This window comes from Phyllobacterium trifolii (assembly GCF_014192095.1).
In the GTDB taxonomy this organism is placed as follows: Bacteria; Pseudomonadota; Alphaproteobacteria; order Rhizobiales; family Rhizobiaceae; genus Phyllobacterium; species Phyllobacterium trifolii.
In genome coordinates, this window is sequence record NZ_JACHXN010000004.1 from 208,007 (window position 1) to 225,253 (window position 17,247).

Sequence of the window (17,247 nt, forward strand, 5' to 3'; positions counted from 1 at the left end):
TTCATTCCGCCGCGACGGCGTGCGCCGTGCGGTGCTTTTCAGCGGCGGAGAGCACCGCCTTGATGATGTTGTGATATCCAGTGCAGCGGCAAAGATTGCCCTCGAGCTCGTGGCGAACCGTTGCTTCGTCGAGGACGCCGTCGTGACGCTCGATCATGTTGACCGATGCCATGATCATGCCGGGCGTGCAGAAACCGCACTGCAATCCGTGATGCTCATGAAAGGCCGCCTGCACATCGTGCAGCTTTTCGCCATCGGCCAGACCTTCGACCGTGGAAACCGATGCGCCCTCGATGGACGCCGCAAGTATCGTGCAGGATTTGACGGCCTTGCCATCGACGATGACCGTGCAGGCGCCGCACTGCGTCGTGTCGCAGCCGACATGTGTTCCGGTCAGGCCAAGATGATCGCGCAGGAACTGGACGAGCAACGTACGGTCTTCGACTTCCTTCGTGTGGAGTGTGCCGTTGACGGTGATGGCGACGTTGGACATGGGTTGGATACCTCTGACTATCTGGAGAACCAGCGGGCCTTGGGGCGTTCCGCTGGTGTTTCAATCGCTGCCGCCACAGCGTCAGCAGGTGCGGCGCGGGCCGCGAGGCTGGCGAAGAACTCGTCTGCGAGCTTTTTGGCCGTTGAATCGATGAGCCGGGAACCGAGCTGTGCCAGCTTGCCGCCAACCTGCGCCTTGGCGACATAGGTCAGGACGGTTTCGCCATCGACATCGGCAAGGTTGACGTCGGCGCCGCCCTTGGCGAAACCGGCGATGCCGCCCTTGCCAGCTCCAGAGATGGTATAGCTCTCAGGCGCTACAACGTTGCTCAGGGTGACTTCACCTTCAAATGTCGCTTTGACCGGGCCGATCTTGGTGGTCACGCGGGCGGTAAACCCATCCTCCAGCGAGCCTTCAAGACTGTTGCAACCGGGGATACATTCGCGCAGCGCCTGCGGGTCATTGATCAGCGCCCAGACATGTTCACGCGGCGCAGCGATGCGATATTCGCCCTTGAGATCCATCAAACTTCTCCTCTCAGTTTGCGCCGGTCACGGCCTCGTAGTGCGACAGGTCCAGATATCTCGCCGGATCGGTCAGTGGTGCCCCGGCTATGCCGTAGCGCGAGCGCAATTCGAGCACGCGCTTCATGCCTTCCGGAATAATTTTCGCATCCGGTGTCAGGCCCGATTTTGCCGACAGCAGGCTGTTCATGACAGACTGCAACGCAGCGGGCTGGATTTCCGGCATCTTCGCCTGCAAAAGCTGTTCAGCCGCCTCGCGATTTGCCGGATCAAGCGTCCAGGCAAGGCCCTTCAGGTAACCGCGGATGAACGCGCGGATAGCGTCTGGATTTTCCGCTGCCCAGGCGCGCCGCGCCGTAACCACGCCGCCCTGATAGCTGTCGTAGATCCGGGTCGACACGTCGAGCACGTTGAAGCCCGAACGACGGGCAATGCTGGTGAATGGCTCGATGGTCAAGGTCGCAGCGTGCTCTCCGCCCTTCACCGATTGCCAACGCTGCGGCGTGGCTCCAACGGGCGCGTAAGTTGCATCGTCCCGCTTCAGTCCGCCATCTTCGAACATATCGAACAGCACAAACGCAAACCCCGTCGAAAGTGCATCGAGCGCGACGGATTTGCCTTTGAGATCCGCATATTCCTTGATCTCGGGCGCCGTAACGATCGCAAGCTCGAGCTGTGTCCCGCCCATGAGCACGACATAGCCCGGATCGACCCCGGCGCCAGCAGCTCCCTGCCCCTCGCCATAAGCCACGACATTATCGAATGCGGTAAAGACGATATCGAATTCACCCGCGGCAGTCCGCTGCGCCTGCTCGACCGAGCTCCCTGTCAAAGTCAGGTCGACCGACAGGTTCTCATCGGCGAAGAACCCCTGTTCCACCGCTGCGAATGTCGGCAGGTTAGGAGCGCCCGGAAAAGCGATGATGCGGATATTGGTCTTGGTTTCGGCAGTCATTTGCGAGAAATCCTCCTAGGACGCACGAGCATCGCGCTCGCCTTTCGATTGATGAATGGCTCGCCACACCGCATGCGGCGTGACCGGCATATCGATATCGGTGACGCCGTAGTCCTTGAGCGCGTCGAGCACGGCGTTGACGACTGTCGCAAGCGCTGGCGTTGTTCCGCCTTCGCCGCCGGCCTTGATACCAAGCGGATTGGTCGGAGAAATCACTTCGGCAATCTCACACTTGAACGAAGGCATGTTATCGGAGCGCGGCATGCCATAGTCCATGAACGATCCGGCGAGCGGCTGGCCCGACGAGGCATCGACGGCGCAGAGCTCCCACATCGCCTGCCCAACCCCTTGCGCAATGCCGCCATGGGTCTGGCCATGAACGATCAGCGGATTGATGCAGCGGCCCACGTCGTCCACGGTCGCGTAGCTGGTGATGAGCACGTGTCCGGTTTCCGGATCCACTTCGACTTCGCAGATCGCTGCGCCGTTCGGAAACACCGGCGTGTGCATCTCATTGTCACGTGCCACCCGCAACGGCCCATCCTTCTCACGCGTCAGATCACCAAGCGTGAAGATATCGATCGTCTGGTTGGTACCGCGCAGCTTGAAATGACCGCTTTCGAAATCGATGGCGTCGAAATCTGCGCCGAAATGGTCCGCCGCCCGCCGGCGACCTTCCTTCAGGAGGTCCGCAGACGCCATGGCCATGACGGTTCCCGCATGGCGCATTGAACGGCCCGAATGCGACCCGCCGCCGACGCTGACGATGTCGGTATCGCCAAGGATAATCCATACCTTTTCGACAGGCACCTGGATCATGTCAGCGACCACTTGCGCGAAACTCGTTTCATGACCTTGGCCGCTCGGCTGGGTACCGATGACGACCTCGACCGTGCCATCTTGCTTGATTTCGATCTCGGCACGTTCCTTCGGTGAGCCGATGGACGACTCGACGTAGTTGGCAAAACCCCGGCCCAGCAATTTGCCGCGGCTGGCCGCTTCCTCGGCGCGCACCTCGAAGCTGTCCCAGTCGGCGAGCTCGAGCGCGCGGTCCATGTTCTTTTCGTATTCGCCGCTGTCATAGATCGAGCCGACGGCGTTGGTGTAAGGCATCATGTCCGGCGAAACGAGGTTCTTGCGGCGCAGCTCGAGCTTGTCGAAACCGAGTTCGCGCGCGGCCTTCTCGACAAGACGCTCGATCGCGTAGGTTACTTCTGGCCGGCCGGAACTGCGGTAGGCCTGTGTGCACATCGTATTGGTAAAGACGGCGCGGGCGCGCAGCGTCGCCACCGGAATGTGATAGGAGCCGGTGATGAGACCGGATCCCTTGCTAAGCGGCGAGAGCGACACGCAGCGGCCACCGACATTGCTCAGATTGTCCGCCCGCATCGCCAAGAACGTGCCTTCGCGATCAAGCGCCAGTTCAACCTTGGTGATGAGGTCTCGGCCCTGATAGTCCGTAAGAAATGCCTCGGAACGTGTTGCCGTGTATTTGACCGGCCGCCCGATCTTCTTCGATGCCCAAAGCACCAGACCGAATTCCACATAGACGCGATTGCGCGCGCCGAAATTTCCGCCGACATCGTATGAAAGCACGCGCAGATTCTTCGGCTCGATACCGAGAACCTTGGAAAGCTCACCCTTCTGGCGCACGGCGCCGCCGCTGCCGGCATAAAGCGTATAGCGCCCGGTCTCCTCGTCGAAATGACCGAGCGACGAGCGCGGCTCGATCGGTACGGCGGTCACGCGGCCGATACGGAATTCGGCTGTAACCACGTGATCAGCCGCCGCGAAGGCTGCTGCTGTCCCCGCTTCGTCGCCAAAGCTCGAGTCGATGAAGACATTGTCCGGCACCTCGTTCCACACAGCGGGTGCGCCGGGCAGCGCAGCTTTTGCGGTTTCGGTGACGTGCGGCAATTCCTCATAGTCGACAAACACCTTTTCAGCCGCATCCGCAGCCTGGGCCGCCGTCTCGGCGACCACCACGGCGACAGCTTCGCCCACATGGCGGGCCTTGTCGGCCGGGAGCAGATAATGCGGGCCCGTGAAGGGTGTACCGCCACCGGCAGCCGTCAGCTTCACGTCGAATTTCGTTGAGGGAACCGGGTTGTGCGGGATGGGTTCAAGCCCGTCGGCCAACAGATCGGCGCCGGTCAAGACTACCAGAACGCCGGGACTGGCCAGCGCTTCCGACGTGTCGATGCCGAGGATCCGCGCATGCGGGTATGGCGAGCGGACCATCGCAGCGAATGTCTGCCCGGGCAGGCTAAAATCGTCGGAAAACCGGCCCTTGCCGGTAATGAGCCGCCCGTCTTCCTTGCGCGGAAGCGGCTTTCCGACATGGCGGAACAACGCATCACGCACAAGCTTCATTTCCGGCGACAGATCAGCCGGCTCAGGCTTTTCCAGTACCGCTGTTCTATGTCCGCTCGTGCTTTTATGAAGTGGGCTTCCCATAAATCCTCTACCCTTGGCGGCTGAAATTACGCCGACGACATTCTGTTGCTCTTCGTATTAATGTATGACAGTATGTCGGAGTAATGCAATCGAAAAGATGCAATATCTTTCTGATTGGGCGGATCGCCCCTATGATTATGAGTGGGTTTTGCGCTTTTCACCTCGCCTGCACGGCATTGGAGAGACGCATCTTCGGGAGAATGAGACTTACATGACGACGCACAAGCGCAAGGCTCCATTGGACCTGCAAGAACATCTGGAACGGCTGGAAGAACGCGGCCTGCTGACGCGAATTCAGGTGCCGATCGACAAGGATAGCGAACTGCATCCGCTGGCGCGCTGGCAGTTCCAGGGCGGTCTGCCCGAATCGCAACGGCGCGGCTTTCTTTTCACCGACGTGAAAGATGCGAAGGGCGAGAAATACGATATCCCGGTTGCAGTCGGGGTCCTCGCCGCTTCGCCGGAAATCTATGCCATCGGTCTTGGCGTTCCCGAGAGCGAGATCGGCGATGTCTGGGTCAACGCCATGGAAAACCCCATCGACCCTGTCATGGTCGAGGACGCGCCATGCCAGGAAGTCGTCATCACGGGCGATGATCTCAAGCTTGAAGGCCGAGGCCTCGGCAGCTTACCGGTTCCGGTATCGACACCGGGCTTCGACAGCGCGCCCTATTTCACCGCAACGCTTTGCGTCACGCGTGATCCGGAAAATGGTATCCGCAACATGGGCACCTATCGCGCCGCGCTGAAAGCCGAAGACCGGCTCGGCGTGCGCATGGCGAGCCGCCTGTCCGGTGCCGGCGGGTATCAGCATTGGCTGAAGTACCAGAAGCGCGGCGAACCCATGCCCTGCGCCATCGTTATCGGCTGTGCCCCTGCCGTGCTGTTCACCGGACCGCAGAAGCTGCCGATTGATCAGGACGAACTTGGCGTTGCCGGCGGTCTCATCGGCGAGGCCGTTCGTATCGTCAAGTGCAAGACCATCGATCTCGAAGTACCGGCCGACGCTGAAATCGTCATTGAAGGCTTGATCGACACGGAACTCCTTGAGCCGGAAGGGCCCTTTGGCGAAAGCCATGGCCACGTCGCGCTCGAAGATTTCAACATGTCGATGCGCGTGACGGCGATCACCCGCAAGCGCAAACCCGTGCTTGTCTCGATTGTCAGTCAGGTCACGCCCAGCGAATCGAGCGTTCTCAAGCGCGTTGCCTATGAGCCGCTGTTCTTCAACCATCTGAAGAAAGTGCTCAACATCAAGGGCATCAAACGCGTTGTCATGCATGAGCCTTTGACCAACATACGCAAGGTGATCTTCCTCGAATTCGACCGCAGCGCGCCGCAATCCGAGATCTGGCGTGGCCTGCAGGGTGCCGCGATGCTTCAGGCGCAGTGCGGCAAGATCGTCATCGCCGTCTCCGACGATATCGACGCCCGCAATGCCGACGCCGTGTTCTGGTCGCTCGCCTACCGCGCCAATATGATCGATGACGTGCATGTAACGCCCTATCGCTCGGGCGGGCATGGACCGAAATCAGCAAACAAGAATGCCGAGGGCACACTTCTCATCGACGCCACGTTGAAAGCACCCATGCCGCCGCTCGCCCTGCCGGCGGAACCCTATATGGTGCGGGCCCGCGAGATATGGGAAAATCTGCAATTGCCGCCGCTCTCGCCGCAGCCGCCATGGCACGGTTATTCGCTCGGCGACTGGAGCGATGTCTGGAGTAACTTTGCCGATAAGGCTGTCAGCGGCGACTGGCGCGCCAATGGCGAAAACACTTTCTCCCGGCGTAAAGGTGGTATGAAACCCGAAACACCGGCGCGCGATATTGAAAAGAAAGCATAATCAGGCGACTATCGCCCGATTCTGATATAGTTTCAGCGCCGGCGGGGGTCGGCGCTGAGGGACAGGCAACACAACGCAGGCAGCAGCATTGCGAGGGATAAAATGAACGATCCGGTCATGGAACCATTCGGTCCGCTTACACATGAGTCTGCGCCGCTGAGAAACAAGATCACGAAGTCGCTGCGGCGCGCAATCGAGACAGGATTGCTGGAGCCGGGCACGCGTCTTGTGGAGAAAGATCTGTGCCAGCAGCTCAACGTCAGCCGCACATCGCTGCGTGAAGCGCTGCGCCAGTTGCAATCGGAAGGCATTCTTACCGACCTCAACAATCGCGGCCTTGCCGTGGTCACCGTGACGTCGGAGGACGCGGAGAATATTTATCGCATCCGCGGCGTGCTCGAACCGTTGATCGTAGAACAGTTCATCGAGAATGCGCCTGATGCAGAGGTCGAAGCCTTGAAAGCCCATTTCCTGCGTTTGAAGGAAGCTTATTTGCACGGCAATGCCGAGGAAATCGTCGCCAGCAAACGCGATTTCTATGACCGTATCTGCACCGGAGCGCGCAATCCGATTGCCTTCGGTGTCCTGAGCAAGTTGACTGTTCTTACGTCCCCGCTGCGCCGGCGTTCCGTCGTGCGTCCCGAGCGGCGCGTCCAGAGCATCGCCGAAATCGAGAAAATCGTCACTTCCATCGCCAAACGCGACAAGGCCGCTGCAAAAGCTGCTGCAGAGGAGCATGTTGCCCACTCCGCCCGCTCGGCGCTGCATGCTTCAGAGTCGGCGAACTAGTCATGCGCCGTCTCATCATCGCCATAACCGGGGCCTCCGGGGTCATTTATGGCGTTCGCGCGTTGCAACTCCTGCGCGATGTCGAAGACGTCGAGACGCACGCGATCGTCTCGCCATCGGCACTGCGCACCGCCGCCGACGAACTCGACATGAGTGCCGAGGAAATCCGCAGCCTGGGCGACAAGCTTTACAACTACCGCGATATTGGCGCCGCCATCTCGTCGGGGTCCTTCCGCACCGCCGGTATGCTCGTTGCGCCCTGTTCCGTGAAGACCTTGAGTGGCATCGCCAATTGCTACAATGACGAATTGATCGTGCGCGCTGCCGATGTCTGCCTCAAGGAGCGTCGCCGCGTCGTTCTACTGGTCCGTGAAACGCCGCTGCATGCCGGGCACATCGCGCTGATGGATCAGGCCACGCGCAATGGCGCCATCATCATGCCGCCCGTTCCGGCATTTTACAGCAAGCCAAAGACCATCGACGACATGGTCAACCAGACCGTCGGTCGCGCATTGGACCTGTTCGATATCAATCTGCCGCTCGTCAAGCGCTGGAAAGAAGACGAAACCGGCCAGCATTCGTAGGTCAGAACGGTCCTACTTGGACAAAATTTGCTCTATTGCCCGTTCCACTATTGCGATGGACTTGCGCGCTTCGGAATCCAGCGTCGAACCATGATAATAACGCACGACGAGTGGCAGGTTCTCATCGGTCGAACGGTTGCTATCGTCTGAAATCGTCGCGAGTGCCAGCCCCGCCGTTTCAAGTTCCATAAGCTCGATGCGTTCCGCGGAAAGTTCGGCAGCTTTCACGGCCTCGCGCAGGGTTTCCGTGTGTTTGTCAGGTCCCGGTTTTGGTCCGGTCTTCATGCGCTGGCGGATGGCACGCAATGGGGCAACGACATCATCGCGCCATTCGTCGACCAGCCCGATAATCTGCACTGTCTTTGCCGGAGAAAGTGCGATGGAACCATGCTTGAGCCAGGCAGCGAACAACAGCACAGGCACATCGACGCCATTGCGTTCCTGCAATGCCAGGCATGCATCGGCGACGTCGGGGGCTTTGTAAAGGCGCAGTGCGAAGTCCCATAGCCCGATATTCATGTCCTGCATGCTTTCCCTCATCGCAATTGCGGGGCCGGATGACTTGATCCGGCCCCGCTTTACCAGTTTCGCGAGCATGAAGGAAGGCAAACCCGACAATGTTGCTCGTCGGGTTCAAGCGCTCTAGGCCGTTTGCGTTGCACAAGCCTCGCAGATCGCCGCAACGTGGCGATGGTCCGTCCCGCAGCAGCCCCCAAGGATACGCATCTGCGGAAATGATCTGGTCAGCCCGTTGTACCACCGCCCGAGATCGACAGGATCTCCGGCGTCGAGCGTAACCGAATCATCGAGTTCCGCATGGCTCTTGGTCGAAGCATTCGCCTTGATGCCGCGCACGCGGTCGAGCCACGCCTCGCCCTTCTCCAGTGCATCGACGAAATGGCTCGGATGCGCGCAGTTGATCATATAGTAGGCTGGCGAACCTCCAGTTGCATCGTCCACCCGGTTGATCGCATCGCCGAGCGATAAACCGGTCACCAGTTTTCCGTCGGTCTCTACCGTGAACGAGATCACGCAGGGTACGGCATGGGTCTTGGCAGCTTTTGCAATGCCGATTGCCTCATTGTAATTTGTCAACGTATAGGCCGCGACCATGTCCGCTTCGGTTTGTGCGAAACTCTCGATCTGCGCCGCATGGTATGTTTCAGCCTCGTTGGCATTCATGTTGCCAGCCTTGTAGCCATCGCCGCGCGGTCCAATGACCCCGTCGATCACGCAAGGTGTCGCGGCGGTTTCAAACTCCCTGCGAAGTTCAAGCAGCAGATCGACCGAATCCCGGTTGATTGCGCGCAGGCCCTCGGCGTCGTAGCCGAGCTTGGCGCCCCAATCGGGGTTTGCCCGCCATGTCGGCGTATCGAGGATGAAGCCGGTGCCGTTCTCGCGGGCAATTTTGAGATAGCTGATGTAGTAGTCTTTCAGTCGCTGTCTGCCTTCCGGTGTCGCCATCAATACGAAGGATGCGAATTCGGGAAGGTCGATCCCGTCGTGAAAAATAAATGTCGTCTCCATGCCACCGTCACTGAGGAAAGTGGTCCCCTCGAGTTGCGGCAGGTTTTTGCGGTACTTGGCCATGATTATCGTCCCTTCCAAGAGTGACCGGTATGGGCTGTTTGCCTCTCCTCCCGGCATGTTCTGTTTTGCGCCTTTCAGTTGACGCAATCTAGAAACCTCATGGTCGGGTTGTTTCATATATGGAAAAAAACGAGTAAATTCAGCCGGATAGGCGATATCGTGGCGACAGAACCCTCCCCCGTGCTACACTCAAACAGCTGAAACAGTACCGGAGGTACAGTATTCCGGGGGGACAACATCATGCGCAAGGGAGACGAAACCCGCGAACGTATTCTGGAAATCGCCGAGATGTCAGTGCTGGCCAAGGGCTTCGCCGCGACCTCGATAGAGGAGATTATCGCTGAAGCGGGCATTACGAAAAGCGGGTTCTTCTATCACTTCAAGGACAAGAACGAACTCGCGCACATCATGCTGAAACGCTACGTCTGCGCCAATGACCGGGTGTTCGACGATGTTATCGAGCGCGGGCACCAACTATCGGATGATCCGCTCCAGGCGTTCCTGATCAGCCTGAAGCTCCTCGCCGAGGTCATGTCCGATCTGCCGAATGGCCACCCCGGCTGTCTTATCGCTTGCATTTGCTATCAGGAGCGTCAGTTCGACCGTGAAGTCCTGAACCTGACGGCGCGGTCAGTTGAAGCATGGAACGCCAGGTTCCGCGCCATTCTCGACAATATCGCTCTCGAGCATCCTCCGCGCGACCCGATTGATTTCGACGATGTGGCGGACATGCTCTCGTGTGTCGTTGATGGCAGCATCATCATGTCGAAGGCACTGAATGACCCTTCAAGGATCGAGCGGCAGGTCATGGCCTTCCGCAGTTTCATAAAACTGCTGTTTTCATCAACCCCGCAAATAAGGGTCCCATTGCCGAATTCCACGGGGGTCTCGGGCACGGTCAACTGATCGGGGTAGAGCTTACGCGTCGACTGTTCGCTTCAGAAAAAGCCGGCCCTCCTGATCGACCTGCGTATGCAAATCTTGATAGTCGTGAATGGTCGTATGCGCAGTCTCGATAGGGTGCTTGTGTGTGGCCGTGATCACCATCACATCGGCGCCGGCGGCGTCACCTGCCAGAATGCCCGGTACGGCATCCTCGAAGACGAGACAATCTTTCGCGTCAACGCCAAGCTTGCGCGCCGCCAGCAGGTAGCAGTCCGGATTGGGCTTGCCGACCTTGACGTCTTCGGCCGTGACGAGATTGTCCGGCACGGGAATCCCCGCTGCGGCCAACCGGCGTTTCGCCAGTTCGAGCGGCGATGAGGTGACAATCGTCCATTTTTCCGGCGGCAACGCCTTGAGGAACTCGGCTGCACCAGGCAACGGGACGATGCCCTCTACATCCAGGATTTCGGCATCGGTGATCTTGGTGGCTTCCGTTTCGGGATCGACGCCGGGCAAACCCAGCCGGCGCACCGTATCGACAGCGCGAGCGCCATGCATCGTCGGCAGGAATGTCTTGACGTCGAGCCCCTGTTCTTCCGCCCATCTTGCCCAGACGCGTTCTGCCGCCGCTGTGGAATTGATGAGCGTACCATCCATATCAAACAGGAACGCGGCGTATTTCTTGTCGAAGGCAGATGATGTTGTCGGCACGATATTTTCTTTCATCAGAGGGATGGCGACACGCCGTTAGACATTTTTGGATCTTGCCGACCCCCAGCGAAGCCCATCCATCAGCAGCGCGACAAGGCGGCGGGATCGGTCGCGCCAATCGGGCGTATCCGGCGCTGAATAAATCCCCGACAATGCCTGGGAAATATCCGATATATCGATATCGCTGCGGACGGAACCGTCGGCCACGGCAGCATCGACGAGACGCTGCAGAGCCGATGCAATCATACCGGACGTATTGGCAAATACCTCGGAATTCGCATCGAAAAGGATACGCAGGCTGTTTGCCATGCCGCGCTTTGCTGCGATGTAGTCGACGAAGCGCTGCATCCATTCGGCCAAGGCAACATCCGGAGCATTGTGCTGTGCGAGTTCTTCCGCGGCAGCGCAAAGCACCTCGACCTCCCGGCGGTACACCACTTCGACGAGATGTTCGCGTGTTGGAAAATGCCGGTAAAGCGTGCCTATACCAACGCCGGCCTTGCGCGCTATCTCTTCCAGCGAGGCGCTGCCGCCGCGCTCGGCAAATTCAATTGCAGCAATCCCGATGAGCTTTTCCCGATTTCGGCTGGCATCCGCCCGCAACCGCTTCGCGGGTGCCGATGGTTTCGCTTCCTTCAATTCGGGCAGCTCCTTATGATGCAATATTTCGGCTCCAGAGGCGATTGGGGCTTGAACCCGCTTGGCCAAGCCGCTATGTTCAAGAAACGGAGGCGCCTCCGATTATTTTGTTACCTCCGGACTAATACCCTATTTGGGGCCTGCATGTCATGTTTTTTGCGCCTTGAACGCAACTGAACGCTGGCGGCCCCGTTGGACTCTTCCCAAGCATAAGGTCGTAAACTGATAAATCTGATGGAAATGGTATGAGGTCATCTTTTCGGATACAAGGAGCAAGGGCGATGGAAATGTTTATCCATTTTCAAGTCCCTTGCGACGATGTTGCCGGGAAGATGGACCATATCCTCCGGACGCCAAAACGGCTGCAAGCTGCAATGTCGAACCGCTCGGCCAGGGGAAAGACCCCGCCCTTCGCGTCTCTCCTCGCATCTTTTTGCCGTTTCAGGCGCCATTTTCACCAGATTTATCAGTTTACGACCTAAGGAGCAGGACTCCCATGAGCAATCAAACCACCATCAATCTCGAAATCAATGGCCAGGCACATACCCTCGCCGTCGAACCGCGCGTGACACTTCTCGATGCGCTGCGCGATCATCTCGAACTCACCGGCACCAAGAAAGGCTGCGATCAGGGCCAATGCGGTGCCTGCACTGTTCATGTCGACGGCGAGCGTGTGCTTTCCTGTCTGACGCTGGCAGTTCAGGTCGAAGGCCGCGCGGTCACCACCATCGAAGGGCTGTCCGATCCCGGAGCCGAACTCCACCCCGTCCAGTCCGCCTTCCTCGAACATGACGCCTTCCAGTGCGGCTACTGCACGCCGGGCCAGATCATGTCCGCCGTTTCCTGCATCCGCGAAGGCCATGCGGGCTCCGACGATGAAATCCGCGAATATATGTCGGGCAATCTCTGCCGCTGCGGCGCCTATCCGCACATTGTCGAGGCGGTCCGCGAAGCTGCAAAGGTGATGTCATGAGAGATTTCTCCTATCTGCGCGCCGGCTCGGTCGACGAAGCGCTGAGCGCTGCGGCCATGCCCGCAACCATGCTGCTCGCCGGCGGCACCACTTTGCTCGATCTCGCCAAATGCGGTGTCAACGCGCCTGAACGGGTTGTCGATGTCACCCACCTCAAAGGTCTCGATACCATCCGTGTCGATGCCGAAGGCGCTTTCATCGGCGCCCTCGCAAAAATGAGCCGCGTCGCTGCCGATCCCGCAATCCTTGCCGGGTTTCCCGCGGTATCGGAAGCGCTCTGGCAGGCGGCTTCGGCGCAGATCCGCAACATGGCGACAATCGGAGGCAATCTTCTGCAGCGCACGCGCTGTGCCTATTTCCGCGACCCGGCAAGCTTTCCCGCCTGCAACAAACGCGTCCCGGGTAGCGGCTGCTCCGCCATGGAAGGCGTCAATCGCGGCCATGCGGTTCTCGGCACAAGCGACGCCTGCATCGCAACCTATCCGGGTGACCTCGCCGCTGCGCTCGTCGCCTTCGATGCCGTCGTGCATCTTGGCGAACGCAAGGTTCCCATCGACGATTTCTTCCTCTTGCCCGGCACCACACCGCACAAGGAACACGCCATGCAGCCAGGCGAGATGATCACTACGATCACCATCCCCGCCTCAGCTGCCGCGCGGCACTCCACTTACCTGAAGGTGCGCGACCGCCAATCCTATGAGTTCGCCGCCGCAAGCGCTGCTGTTGGCATCGAGTTCGAGGCGGATCACGAGACCATTCGCGATATCCGGATCGGTCTCGGCGGTGTTGCAACCAAACCCTGGCGCGCCCGCGCCGTCGAAGATGCGCTTCGCGGCAAGGTCGTCGAGCCGGAAACCGTCAAGAGCGCGAGCCGTCTCGCCGTCGAGGGCGCCGTTGCCCATGGCGGCAATCACTACAAGATCGAGCTCGCCCCCCGCGTCGTTGAACGCGCCATCCTGAAATCGGGAGCTTTGGCATGACCATAGTCGACACCAAAATGAAACGCGGCGACGCCTCCGACGGGTTGCTCGGCGGACGTCTTGCCCGCATCGACGGCCCGGCCAAGATCACAGGCGCCGCTGATTATGCGATGGAACACTCTCCGGAAGGCATGGTCTACGCAGTCATCGTTGACAGCACGATCGCTTCCGGCCGCGTCGTCGCTATCGATACGAGCGCTGCCGAGGCCTATCCCGGCGTTCTCGTCGTTCTGACACCGGACAACGCCTTGCCGATCAAGACCGCGACCGACTGGACTGGCGCACCGCCGCCGGCTGTTCCCTACGAGCCGCTGGCACGCGAGATCACTTTCGCCGGCCAGCACATTGCCGCTGTCATCGCCGAGACCTTCGAGCAGGCGACGGCTGCCGCAGCACTCGTCAAGGTCACGTATGAAGAGACCGCACCGATTTCGAGTTTCGATGATCCGCGGTCCGGCGAGGGCTATCCGATCGACATGATGACCAAGGAATGGGGCGACGCTGACGCTGCGCTCGCCATTGCTCCAGTCCGCATCGAGCAGGAGTACAAGACACCGCGCGAATACAACGTGCCCATCGAGCCGCACGGCCTGATTGCTCATTGGGAAGGCGATATGCTGACCCTGTGGGAGCCCAGCCAATGGATCGACGGCATGTCCCGCACCTATGCAGAATGGTTCAGCATTCCATTCGAGAACGTGCGTATGTTGTCACCCTATATCGGCGGCGGTTTCGGTTCGAAGGCGTTGCCCACGCGCTACGGCGCGGTTGCGGCCATCGCCGCAAAAATGCTCGACCGTCCCGTCAAGCTTGCCATCACGCGGCCGCAGACGTTCACCGCTTTCGGTGGCCGGCCCGCGACACGGCAGACCATCGCACTCGGTGCTACCCGCGAAGGCAAGCTGCTGTCGATCGTGCATCGCAGTGCCAACGAGACGTCGATGGACGACGTCGCGATCGAACCCTTGGGCTCGGTCACCTCGATCATGTATGCGGTTCCGAATTTTTCGTCGCGCCAGAACATCGTGCCGGTAAATACGGTCAAGCCCGGAGCCTTGCGCGCGCCCGGTGAAAACCCCAGCGCCTTCGGCATCGAATGCGCCATCGACGAACTGGCCTACGAGGTCGGCATCGATCCGCTCGATATCCGCCTGCTCAATTATGCCGAAGAGGACCCGCACGCCAAAAAGCCGTGGTCGACGCGCCGCTTGCGTGAAGCCTATGCTGCGGGCGCTGAAGCTTTCGGCTGGGCCAAACGCAGCCCAAGCGTCCGCTCCATGCGCGAAGGCAAGCAGCTGATCGGCTACGGCGTTGCCGCGGGCACGTACCCGGTTCGCCGCACGCCGGGCGAAGCCATGGTCCGCATCCTCAGCAATGGCACCATCGAGGTCGCCAGCAGCGGCATCGACATGGGTCAGGGCACCTATACGATCCTCGCGCAGACGGCGGCCGAGGCGATCGGTGTTCCCGTCGAGACAGTCGTGGTCAAGCTCGGCGACTCTTCACTGCCGCGCGCCCCTGTTGCCGGTGGTTCACAACTTGCCAACCTGATGACCGGCGCGGTGCACGTAGCAGCTCTTGCCGCCCGCGACGAACTGATCGGTCTTGCCATCAACGATCCGAATTCGCCGTTCCGCGATCTGCAGGCCAATACGCTGACCATCGAGGGCGGGCAGATGTCGTCGCCGCGTGATGCGGGTTCAAGTGTTGCCATCGCCGAGGTGATGCGACGCACAGGGCGAAATAGTATCGAGGCTCTGCGCAACACGCTGCCGGAAAACCTGCGCAACAAGGATGACCATTTCCGCAACTTCACGACGATCTCGACCATGCTTTCACCGACCGAGGGCGACTACTCCATGCACAGCTGGTGCGTGCATTTCGTCGAGGTGCGGGTCGATGTGGATTTCGGCACGGTCCGCGTTTCCCGCATGGTGTCGGCACTGGATTCGGGCCGGCTCTACAATCCCAAGCTGGCCGAAAGTCAGTGGAAGGGCGGGATCATCATGGGCATCGGTCAGGCCCTCCTCGAGGAAGGCCTTGTCGATCAGCGCAATGGCCACGTGATGAACAATAACCTCGGCGACTACCTCGTCCCGACCAATGCGGACATCCCTCATCTCGAGGTCATCTCGGTCGGCATCCCGGATACAAACGCTTCGATTCTCGGCGGCAAGGCCGTAGGTGAACTCGCCATCGTCGGCGTCGCGCCGGCCATCGCCAATGCGGTCTACCATGCCACCGGCATACGTGTCCGCGATCTGCCGATCACGCTCGAAAAGCTGATCTAGCATCCCTTCTCGGAAAAAGAAAACCCGGCACTCGTGCCGGGTTTTCTTTGTCGAACATCTTACGTTTGAGATTATGAAACGTCGGTAGTGCGGGAGACCGTTTGAGAATTCAGCCTGATGAGCGAGCTGGTGTGGTTTTCGAGACCCGGAGCGCAGCGGACTTATTGGTCCGTGAGCACCGGAAGCGGAGAAAACTGCATCAGATGGCTATCAGGCTGAAGTAATCAAATGGTCTCCTAGGCGGCGTCCTGAATGGCTGCCAGCTTCCAGTCCGAGTTGGGCTTGCGCACGAACGTCCAGACCTCGGTCGTCTGCGACGGCTGCTCTTCATCGCCCTTGACGACGCGTCCGGTCTGCCTGTCCACCATCGAATCGACGCTCTCATAGCGCATGGCGGTCGTCGCGTATTGCGCGTCGCCTTCGGCCCAGGCTTCGGCGATATCGGCCTGCAGGAGCTTCACATCGGAGACGCTGTTGCGCAGCCCGTCCGTCGCATTCTGGCCGAGCTCTTCCGCGAGGTAGGACATGGCTTCCGGCGTGGTAAGATTGCGCAGCGTGGCGTAATCCTCTTTGCCATAGGCCGTCTGCACCTCGGTCAGAAGTTTCTCGAACGCGTCGAGATCATCCTGCTTGAGGCCGATTTCATCCGATGCCGCAGCAAGGCCCGCCGAAGCATAGCCATGACTGTTACCTGCAGGAGCCTGCCCCGCCGTATTCTGGTTCGAGGCAGAACCTATCGTCGGTACGCGCATCGGCGAGACGTTCGATGGCTCTTCATCATAGGCGTTGCGTCCAAAACCTTGCGTCGGACCGGCTGCCGCCGGCGAAGACTGGCGCGAACGGAAGAAGCGCATGGCGAGCATGACCGCTCCGATCACCAATGCGATCTGCAAAAGCATGCCAAGCATGCCGGCAGCTCCACCGAAGCCATATCCGAGGAACGCGCCGAGCAGGCCGCCCAGCAGCAGGCCACCCAGCAGCGAACGGCCCATGCCGCCGAACAATCCCGGACGTTGCTGCGCCGCCGTCGGCGCCGTCGCGCCCGGCTGGTTTTGCGGCCTCGGCGTCATCGAACGCTCGATCGGCGCAGCCGGTGCCGGTGCCGTGCGCGTTGGCGCAGGTGCCTGGAAGGTACGCGAGCCGCGGCTGCCGAAACCACCGCCACCAAAACCGCCGGCGCGCCGGGCATCGGCCTCATAGACAGCGCTGAACGATACCGCCAATCCTATGACGAGTATCGCGGCTATCCGGCCAAGGCGAGAAAGGTAAAGCGGCATGCAATTGATCTCCTCTATGCGTGTCATGTGACACTTCGTCCACGCATATGGTGACCGCCAAGGTCGATTTGAAGGATCGAACGCAAATTTTGGATGAGTCTCGTTCCGATCTCACTTAACAATATCGACAATGCTGTTGTGCGTGGTTCGACGGGGCTCACCATGAGGGAGGTTGGGGATTGTATGTAGGGAGGTTGAGGATTGTATGGATGGCTACCAACCTTTGAGAGGTTGATCCCTTGCCACGCAAATC

At 59.8% G+C, this 17,247-nt stretch carries 16 protein-coding genes; 7 read left to right on the top strand and 9 right to left on the bottom strand.

Going from position 1 to position 17,247, the window contains the following annotated elements; all coding sequences use genetic code 11:
• Position 1: 1 nt before the first annotated feature.
• From FHS21_RS08085 to FHS21_RS08100, 4 genes are read right to left on the bottom strand one after another with little or no spacing between them, the layout of a single operon-like run.
• A complete protein-coding gene (locus tag FHS21_RS08085; RefSeq protein WP_112530540.1) occupies positions 2–493 on the bottom strand; it encodes a (2Fe-2S)-binding protein in 492 nt (163 codons plus the stop codon).
• 17 nt (positions 494–510) lie between these two features.
• Positions 511–1,017 (bottom strand): SRPBCC family protein, encoded by a 507-nt coding sequence (locus FHS21_RS08090; RefSeq protein ID WP_112530538.1) that lies wholly within the window; start codon positions 1,015–1,017, stop codon positions 511–513.
• 13 nt (positions 1,018–1,030) lie between these two features.
• Positions 1,031–1,972: an ABC transporter substrate-binding protein gene (locus FHS21_RS08095; RefSeq protein ID WP_112530745.1), complete on the bottom strand. Its 942-nt coding sequence runs from the start codon at positions 1,970–1,972 to the stop codon at positions 1,031–1,033.
• A gap of 15 nt (positions 1,973–1,987) precedes the next feature.
• Positions 1,988–4,429, bottom strand: coding sequence for a xanthine dehydrogenase family protein molybdopterin-binding subunit (locus FHS21_RS08100; protein WP_112530536.1), 2,442 nt, complete (start codon positions 4,427–4,429; stop codon positions 1,988–1,990).
• 211 nt (positions 4,430–4,640) lie between these two features.
• Here FHS21_RS08100 and FHS21_RS08105 point away from each other — a divergent pair, with 211 nt between their 5' ends.
• From FHS21_RS08105 to FHS21_RS08115, 3 genes are all read left to right on the top strand, one after another.
• Positions 4,641–6,275: a UbiD family decarboxylase gene (locus FHS21_RS08105; RefSeq protein ID WP_112530744.1), complete on the top strand. Its 1,635-nt coding sequence runs from the start codon at positions 4,641–4,643 to the stop codon at positions 6,273–6,275.
• A 102-nt stretch (positions 6,276–6,377) separates the two neighbouring features.
• Positions 6,378–7,064, top strand: a complete 687-nt coding sequence (locus FHS21_RS08110) for a GntR family transcriptional regulator (protein WP_183661608.1) — start codon at positions 6,378–6,380, stop codon at positions 7,062–7,064.
• 2 nt (positions 7,065–7,066) lie between these two features.
• Positions 7,067–7,648: a UbiX family flavin prenyltransferase gene (locus FHS21_RS08115; RefSeq protein ID WP_112530533.1), complete on the top strand. Its 582-nt coding sequence runs from the start codon at positions 7,067–7,069 to the stop codon at positions 7,646–7,648.
• 12 nt (positions 7,649–7,660) lie between these two features.
• Here the strand turns inward: FHS21_RS08115 and FHS21_RS08120 are convergent, their stop codons facing one another.
• Together FHS21_RS08120 and FHS21_RS08125 are read right to left on the bottom strand one after the other, a co-directional pair.
• A complete protein-coding gene (locus FHS21_RS08120) occupies positions 7,661–8,176 on the bottom strand; it encodes a TIGR02444 family protein (RefSeq protein ID WP_112530531.1) in 516 nt (171 codons plus the stop codon).
• A 114-nt stretch (positions 8,177–8,290) separates the two neighbouring features.
• Entirely contained in the window at positions 8,291–9,238 is a 948-nt protein-coding gene (locus tag FHS21_RS08125; RefSeq protein WP_183661610.1) for a homocysteine S-methyltransferase family protein, read from the bottom strand.
• Between the two features lie 240 nt (positions 9,239–9,478).
• On the opposite strand from FHS21_RS08125, the gene FHS21_RS08130 reads away from it, so the two are divergent.
• Complete coding sequence (locus FHS21_RS08130; RefSeq protein WP_112530527.1) at positions 9,479–10,144, top strand: TetR/AcrR family transcriptional regulator; 666 nt, start codon at positions 9,479–9,481, stop codon at positions 10,142–10,144.
• Positions 10,145–10,156: 12 nt separating this feature from the next.
• Here the strand turns inward: FHS21_RS08130 and FHS21_RS08135 are convergent, their stop codons facing one another.
• Positions 10,157–10,849 carry an HAD family hydrolase gene (locus FHS21_RS08135; protein ID WP_112530525.1) on the bottom strand — a complete coding sequence of 231 codons (693 nt, stop codon included), beginning with the start codon at positions 10,847–10,849 and terminating at the stop codon, positions 10,157–10,159.
• 21 nt (positions 10,850–10,870) lie between these two features.
• Positions 10,871–11,497, bottom strand: a complete 627-nt coding sequence (locus FHS21_RS08140; RefSeq protein ID WP_183661612.1) for a TetR/AcrR family transcriptional regulator — start codon at positions 11,495–11,497, stop codon at positions 10,871–10,873.
• Between the two features lie 472 nt (positions 11,498–11,969).
• Here FHS21_RS08140 and FHS21_RS08145 point away from each other — a divergent pair, with 472 nt between their 5' ends.
• From FHS21_RS08145 to FHS21_RS08155, 3 genes are read left to right on the top strand one after another with little or no spacing between them, the layout of a single operon-like run.
• Positions 11,970–12,446 carry a (2Fe-2S)-binding protein gene (locus tag FHS21_RS08145; RefSeq protein ID WP_112551870.1) on the top strand — a complete coding sequence of 159 codons (477 nt, stop codon included), beginning with the start codon at positions 11,970–11,972 and terminating at the stop codon, positions 12,444–12,446.
• Complete coding sequence (locus FHS21_RS08150; RefSeq protein WP_183661614.1) at positions 12,443–13,426, top strand: FAD binding domain-containing protein; 984 nt, start codon at positions 12,443–12,445, stop codon at positions 13,424–13,426. Before FHS21_RS08145 ends, FHS21_RS08150 begins: the two co-directional genes overlap by 4 nt.
• Complete coding sequence (locus FHS21_RS08155; protein WP_183661615.1) at positions 13,423–15,717, top strand: xanthine dehydrogenase family protein molybdopterin-binding subunit; 2,295 nt, start codon at positions 13,423–13,425, stop codon at positions 15,715–15,717. Before FHS21_RS08150 ends, FHS21_RS08155 begins: the two co-directional genes overlap by 4 nt.
• Before the next feature lie 236 nt (positions 15,718–15,953).
• Here FHS21_RS08155 and FHS21_RS08160 read toward each other — a convergent pair whose 3' ends face one another.
• Complete coding sequence (locus FHS21_RS08160) at positions 15,954–16,994, bottom strand: Tim44 domain-containing protein (RefSeq protein WP_112530516.1); 1,041 nt, start codon at positions 16,992–16,994, stop codon at positions 15,954–15,956.
• Positions 16,995–17,247 lie beyond the last annotated feature (253 nt).